The 5,885-nt window shown below is 60.6% G+C and carries 5 protein-coding genes; all 5 read left to right on the forward strand.

The window, feature by feature from the left end; translation table 11 throughout:
• A partial coding sequence (murJ, locus tag A3754_RS18325) for a murein biosynthesis integral membrane protein MurJ (RefSeq protein ID WP_063520850.1) occupies positions 1–1,047 on the forward strand: 1,047 nt, incomplete at its 5' end.
• A gap of 148 nt (positions 1,048–1,195) precedes the next feature.
• Positions 1,196–2,179: a bifunctional riboflavin kinase/FAD synthetase gene (ribF, locus tag A3754_RS18330; RefSeq protein ID WP_063520851.1), complete on the forward strand. Its 984-nt coding sequence runs from the start codon at positions 1,196–1,198 to the stop codon at positions 2,177–2,179.
• Between the two features lie 11 nt (positions 2,180–2,190).
• Positions 2,191–5,004, forward strand: a complete 2,814-nt coding sequence (gene ileS, locus A3754_RS18335) for an isoleucine--tRNA ligase (protein WP_063520852.1) — start codon at positions 2,191–2,193, stop codon at positions 5,002–5,004.
• On the forward strand, positions 4,997–5,542 hold the full coding sequence (lspA, locus tag A3754_RS18340; RefSeq protein ID WP_231880691.1) for a signal peptidase II: 546 nt from the start codon (positions 4,997–4,999) through the stop codon (positions 5,540–5,542). Before ileS ends, lspA begins: the two co-directional genes overlap by 8 nt.
• Positions 5,535–5,885: peptidylprolyl isomerase (locus A3754_RS18345; RefSeq protein WP_063520854.1), on the forward strand; the 351-nt coding region annotated here is incomplete at its 3' end. The genes lspA and A3754_RS18345, both read left to right, overlap by 8 nt.

Genomic DNA, 5,885 nt, shown 5'->3' on the forward strand with positions numbered 1-5,885 from the left:
ACTCCGGTATTGCTGAACCTGAGCCTGATCGGCTGCGCCCTGTTTCTGGCGCCGCACTTTGCCGAAGACCGCATGGCGGTGGCCCTGGCCTGGGGGGTGTTGATCGCCGGGGTGGTGCAGTTGTTATTCCAGTTGCCCTTTCTGGCCCGGCTGAACCTGATGCCGATCCCGCGCATGGGTTGGCGCGACCCGGGTGTGCGCAAGATCATGAAACTGATGGCGCCGGCCCTGTTCGGGGCGTCGGTTTATCAGCTCAACTCTCTGGTCAACACGATTCTGGCTTCCATGCTGGAAACCGGGTCGGTGACCTGGCTGTACTACACGGACCGACTGATCGAGTTGCCGCTGGGCATTTTTGCGGTGGCCATCGGCACCGTGATTCTTCCCAGCCTGTCCAGCAAGCATGCGGATGCCTCGCCAGAGGCATTCTCGCGCACGCTGGATTGGGCGATTCGCATGGTGTTGCTGATCGGCTTGCCCGCGGCGCTGGCGTTGTTCGCACTGGCCGAGCCGCTGCTGTCTACGCTGTTCCAGTACGGGGAATTTTCCGCCTTTGATGTGACACAGACGGCGGCCTCGCTGCGAGCGTATAGCGCCGGGTTGTTGGCGGCCATGCTGATCAAGGTGTTGGCGCCGGGGTTTTACGCCCGCCAGGACACCCGCACCCCGGTGCGGATTGGGGTGCTGGCCATGCTGGCCAATATGCTGCTGGGCGCCTTGCTGGTGTGGGAGTGGCGCCATGTGGGGCTGGCCTCGGCCATGGCGCTGTCGGCCTGGCTGAATGCCGGGTTGCTGTATCTGGGGCTGCGCCGCAGTGGCGTGTACCAGCCATTGCCGGGTTGGGCGTTGCAATGGTTGCGGATGCTGTTGGCAGGGGCTGCCATGGTGGTGGCCTGCTACTGGTTGTCGTTGCAGACGGTGGTGTGGAATGAGGCCGGGGTGTGGTCGCGGGTTGGCTGGCTGTCGCTGATTGTTGCTGCCGGCGTGGTGATTTATCTGTCGTCACTGGTGGTGTTAGGTTTGCGGGTGCGCCATCTGCGCCGTTAAGGCGTCTGCCTGGCGCTTCGTTTTACTCGCTCCGGTCTGCATCGCCGATGGTGTGCCTGGTTTTGATTTGGCGTGAAGCATGCTGGCCTGTTGCGTGCAGCGTAGTGGTGTTCCTGTATAATCGGGCGTCTTTTGAGATGAGGGTGAGATGCGACTGATTCGCGGCATTCACAATCTGCGCGACACGCATCGCGGCTGTGTGGCCACCATCGGCAATTTCGATGGGGTGCATCAGGGTCACCAGCGCATTCTGGATCAAGTGATCGCAGAGGCCCGTCGTCGTGGTTTGAAATCCACGGTGATGTTGTTTGAGCCGCAGCCTCAGGAATTCTTTTCTCCCCAGACCGCGCCGCCGCGACTGATGTCGCTGCGCGACAAGTTGATCGCTCTGCGCGAGGCCGGTGTGGATCAGGTGCTGTGCGTGCGCTTTGATGAGCGTTTTCGCTCTCTAACCGCCCAGGCCTTCGTGAAAGCCCTGTTGGTGGATGGCCTGGGCGTGGAATATCTGGTGGTTGGGGATGATTTCCGTTTCGGTTGTGGCCGGGACGGTGATTTCGCCTACCTGCAGCAGGCCGGCCAGCAGTTCGGCTTTGCGGTGACGGATACCGCTACCTGTGAGGTCGACGGTGAGCGGGTGTCCAGTACGCGGGTGCGGGCGGCGCTGTGTGACGGCGATTTTGCTCTGGCAGAGCGCTTGCTGGGGCGACCTTTTGCCATCAGTGGGCGGGTGCGCCATGGTGACAAGATCGGTCGGACCCTCGGCCTGCCCACGGTGAATCTGGCACTGAAGCGGTTGCAGTCTCCCTTGCACGGCGTCTTCGCGGTGACGGTCACCGGTGCCGGGCTAACCGATCAGCCGGGGGCGGCCAATATGGGCACGCGGCCCACGGTGAATGGCACGGAAAACCGTCTGGAGGTCTACCTGCTGGATTACAGTGATTCGGCGGGTGGTGCTGGTTCGGACGACACGCAGCACACGCATCAAGACAGCCTTTATGGCGCACACCTGACTGTGGCCTTCTGCCATTATGTGCGCCCGGAAGAAAAATTCGCGGATCTGGACCAGCTCAAGACTGCCATCCGGCAGGATGTGGACGCGGTTCGGGCTTTTTTTGATATGCCTACGGTGTAATAAGCGGAATCATGACGGACTACAAGGCAACGCTAAACCTTCCCCAAACCGGCTTTCCGATGAAAGCCGGCCTGTCCCAGCGTGAACCTGCGCGGCTCAAAGAGTGGCAGCAAAAGCAGCTGTACCAGAAGATTCGCGAGACCTTTGCCGGTCGGCCCAAGTTCATTCTTCATGATGGTCCTCCCTACGCCAACGGCGATATTCATATCGGCCACGCGGTGAACAAGATCCTCAAGGACATGATCGTCAAGTCCCGCACCTTGGCGGGCTTCGACGCGCCCTATGTGCCGGGCTGGGATTGCCATGGTCTGCCCATCGAGCTGATGGTGGAGAAGAAAGTCGGCAAGGCCGGACACAAGGTGGACGCCGGTACCTTCCGCAAGAAATGCCGCGAATACGCCAGCAAACAGGTGGCCGGACAGAAGTCCGACTTTATGCGTCTGGGCGTGTTTGGCGACTGGGATAACCCCTACCTGACCATGGATTTTGCCTTCGAGGCGAACATCATCCGCTCGCTGGGCAAGATTGTGGACAACGGCCACCTGCAGCAGGGCTTCAAGCCGGTGCATTGGTGTCTGGATTGCGCCTCCGCGTTGGCGGAAGCGGAAGTAGAATACGAAGACAAAACCTCGCCGGCCATCGATGTGGCATTCCCGGTGGTGGATGTGGCGGACTTTGTTGCCCGCTCAGGCATTGAAGCCAGCGCTCCGGCGCTGGTGATCTGGACCACCACCCCCTGGACTCTGCCGGCCAACCGGGCGGTGGCAGTGCACCCGGAGCTGGATTATCTGCTGCTTTCCGGCGAGCAGGACGGCGTGGCCCGTGAGCTGCTGGTGGCGGAGGCGTTGGCCGATGATCTGGTGGCACGCTGGGGGTTGGTCAATGTGTCCCGTTCGGCCACCGTCACCGGCAGCAAGCTGGAAATGATGGCTTTGCAGCATCCCTTCCTGGAGGCCCAGGTGCCAGTGATCTTCGGTGAGCACGTCACCACCGACGCCGGTACCGGCCTGGTGCACACCGCCCCGGGCCATGGTGCCGATGACTTTGTGGTGGGCAAGCAGTACGACCTGGATCCGATCAGCCCGGTGCTGGATAACGGCCTGTTCCGCGACGATCTGCCCGTGGTGGGTGGCCTGCATGTGAGCAAGGCCAACGAGCCGGTGATCGAGGCGCTGAAAGACAGCGGCAACCTGGTCAAGTTGGCGAAAATTGAACACAGCTACCCGCATTGCTGGCGTCATAAAACGCCGCTGATTTTCCGTGCCACGGCGCAGTGGTTTGTGTCCATGGATCAGGCGGGCCTGTTGCCCCGCGCCCGTCAGGAAGTCGACAAGGTGCAGTGGCTGCCCGAGTGGGGCAAGGCGCGCATTGAAGGCATGCTCACCGATCGTCCCGACTGGTGTATTTCCCGTCAGCGCACCTGGGGTGTGCCGATTGCCCTTTTTGTTAATAAGGAAACCAGCGAGCTGCACCCGGATACGCCGGCCCTGATCGAGCAAGTGGCCGAGCGAGTAGAGAAAGCAGGCATTGATGCCTGGTTTGATCTGGAGCCGGCGGAGCTGCTGGGTGAAGACGCGGACCAGTACAGCAAGGTCACCGATACCCTGGACGTGTGGTTCGATTCCGGTGTGACCCATTATTGCGTGCTGGACCAGCGCGAGCAGCTGCGCGCGCCGGCGGACCTGTATCTGGAAGGCTCGGATCAGCATCGTGGCTGGTTCCAGTCGTCACTGCTGACCAGCCTGGCGATTCGCGACGCAGCCCCATACAGCACCGTGTTGACCCATGGTTTCACCGTGGACGAGCACGGTCGCAAGATGTCCAAGTCAGTGGGCAACGTGATTGCCCCACAGGAAGTCTGGAATGACCTGGGTGCGGATATTCTGCGCCTGTGGGTCTGCGCCACCGATTACCGGGGCGAGATGTCCGTGTCCAAGGATATCCTCAAGCAGATGGGCGACAGCTATCGCCGTATCCGCAATACCAGCCGTTTCCTGCTCTCCAACCTGAGCGGTTTCGAGCCTGGGACGGATGCGCTGCAGCCGGAGCAAATGCTGGCGCTGGACCGCTACATCGTGGACCGGGCGTTGCAAGTCCAGGGCGAGATCGAAGACCTGTACGACGGCTACCACTTTCATCAGGTTTATCAGAAGCTGCATAACTTCTGCGCGCTGGATCTGGGCGGTTTTTACCTGGATATCATCAAGGATCGCCAGTACACGACCCAGGCTGATTCCGTGGCACGGCGCTCCTGCCAGACGGCTTTGTACCATATCGCCCAGGCGCTGGTGCGCTGGATGGCGCCGGTGCTCAGCTTTACCGCCGAGGAAATCTACGAGAACCTGCCCGGCGAGCGGCTCGATTCCGTGTTCCTGGCCGAATGGTACGACGGCCTGTTTGCGCTGGCCGGCGATGCCGATATGGGCCGGGTGTTCTGGGACAAGGTGCAGGACGCCAAGCAGGCAGTGAACAAGGCCATCGAAGGGGCCCGTGCTGCCAAGTTGATCAAGGGTAGCCTGAGCGCTGAGGTGGTGCTGTTTGTGGACTCTGAGCAGAGTGCGTTGTTACAGCGTCTGGGCGATGAATTGCGTTTTGTCACCATTACTTCTGCCGCTGTGCTCAAGCCATTGGCAGAAGCCCCGGCAGAGTTGGAAGACACTGCTGTGGCGGGATTGAAAGTACAGGTGCTGGCCTCGGATCACAGCAAGTGTGCTCGCTGCTGGCATCACCAGCCGGACGTAGGTAGCCACGCTGATCATCCGGAGCTGTGTGGGCGCTGTATCACCAATGTGGATGGTGACGGCGAGGTGCGACACTATGCCTGATAATACGTCGAGTGCCGGACGCCAGATGCCGGACAGTGCAAAAAAACGGCTGCCTGGCCAGCTATCCTGGTTATGGCTGACGGCGCTGATTATCGCGCTGGACCAATGGACCAAGCATGAAGTGGTGGCGGTGTTTTCTCTGTATGAGCGGCTGGAAGTCTTTCCGCACTTCAACCTGACCCTGGCCTATAACAGCGGTGCCGCATTCAGCTTTCTGGCCGATGCGGGCGGTTGGCAGCGCTGGTTCTTTACGGCTATTGCGGTGGGCGCCTCGGTGATGATTCTGATCTGGCTGGCCCGGCTTACCGCTGCCGAGAAACTGCAAGGGGTGGCCCTGTCGCTGATTCTTGCCGGTGCCCTGGGCAATTTCTATGATCGATTGGTGCTGGGGCATGTGGTGGATTTTCTCGACTTCTACTGGGGCGATTATCATTTTCCGGCCTTCAATATTGCTGACACCGCCATCACTATCGGTGCCGGATTGATTCTGCTGGATATGCTGCTGGGAGCCAGAAAGGAGCCCAAAGACAATGACTGAATTACTGCGAGCAGGCCCGGAAACCCGGATTACCCTGCATTTTGCCGTGCGCCTGATGGACGGCACGGACCTGGACTCCACCTTTGATGGTGAGCCCGCCTCTTTTGTGTGGGGCGATGAGTCCCTGCTGCCGGGCTTTGAAAATGCCATTCGTGGTCTCAAGGCCGGTGATCGTCGCAGCGTTTTTCTGGAAGCCGCCAAGGCGTTCGGCGAGTATAACGAGCAGAATGTGCAGCATTTCACCCGCGACACCTTCGCCGAGCACGATTCCCTGGAGCCCGGCATGGTGCTGAGTTTCGCCGATGCGGCCGGTGCCGAACTGCCAGGCGTGATCGCCAAGGCG

The organism is Alcanivorax sp. HI0083 (genome assembly GCF_001635175.1).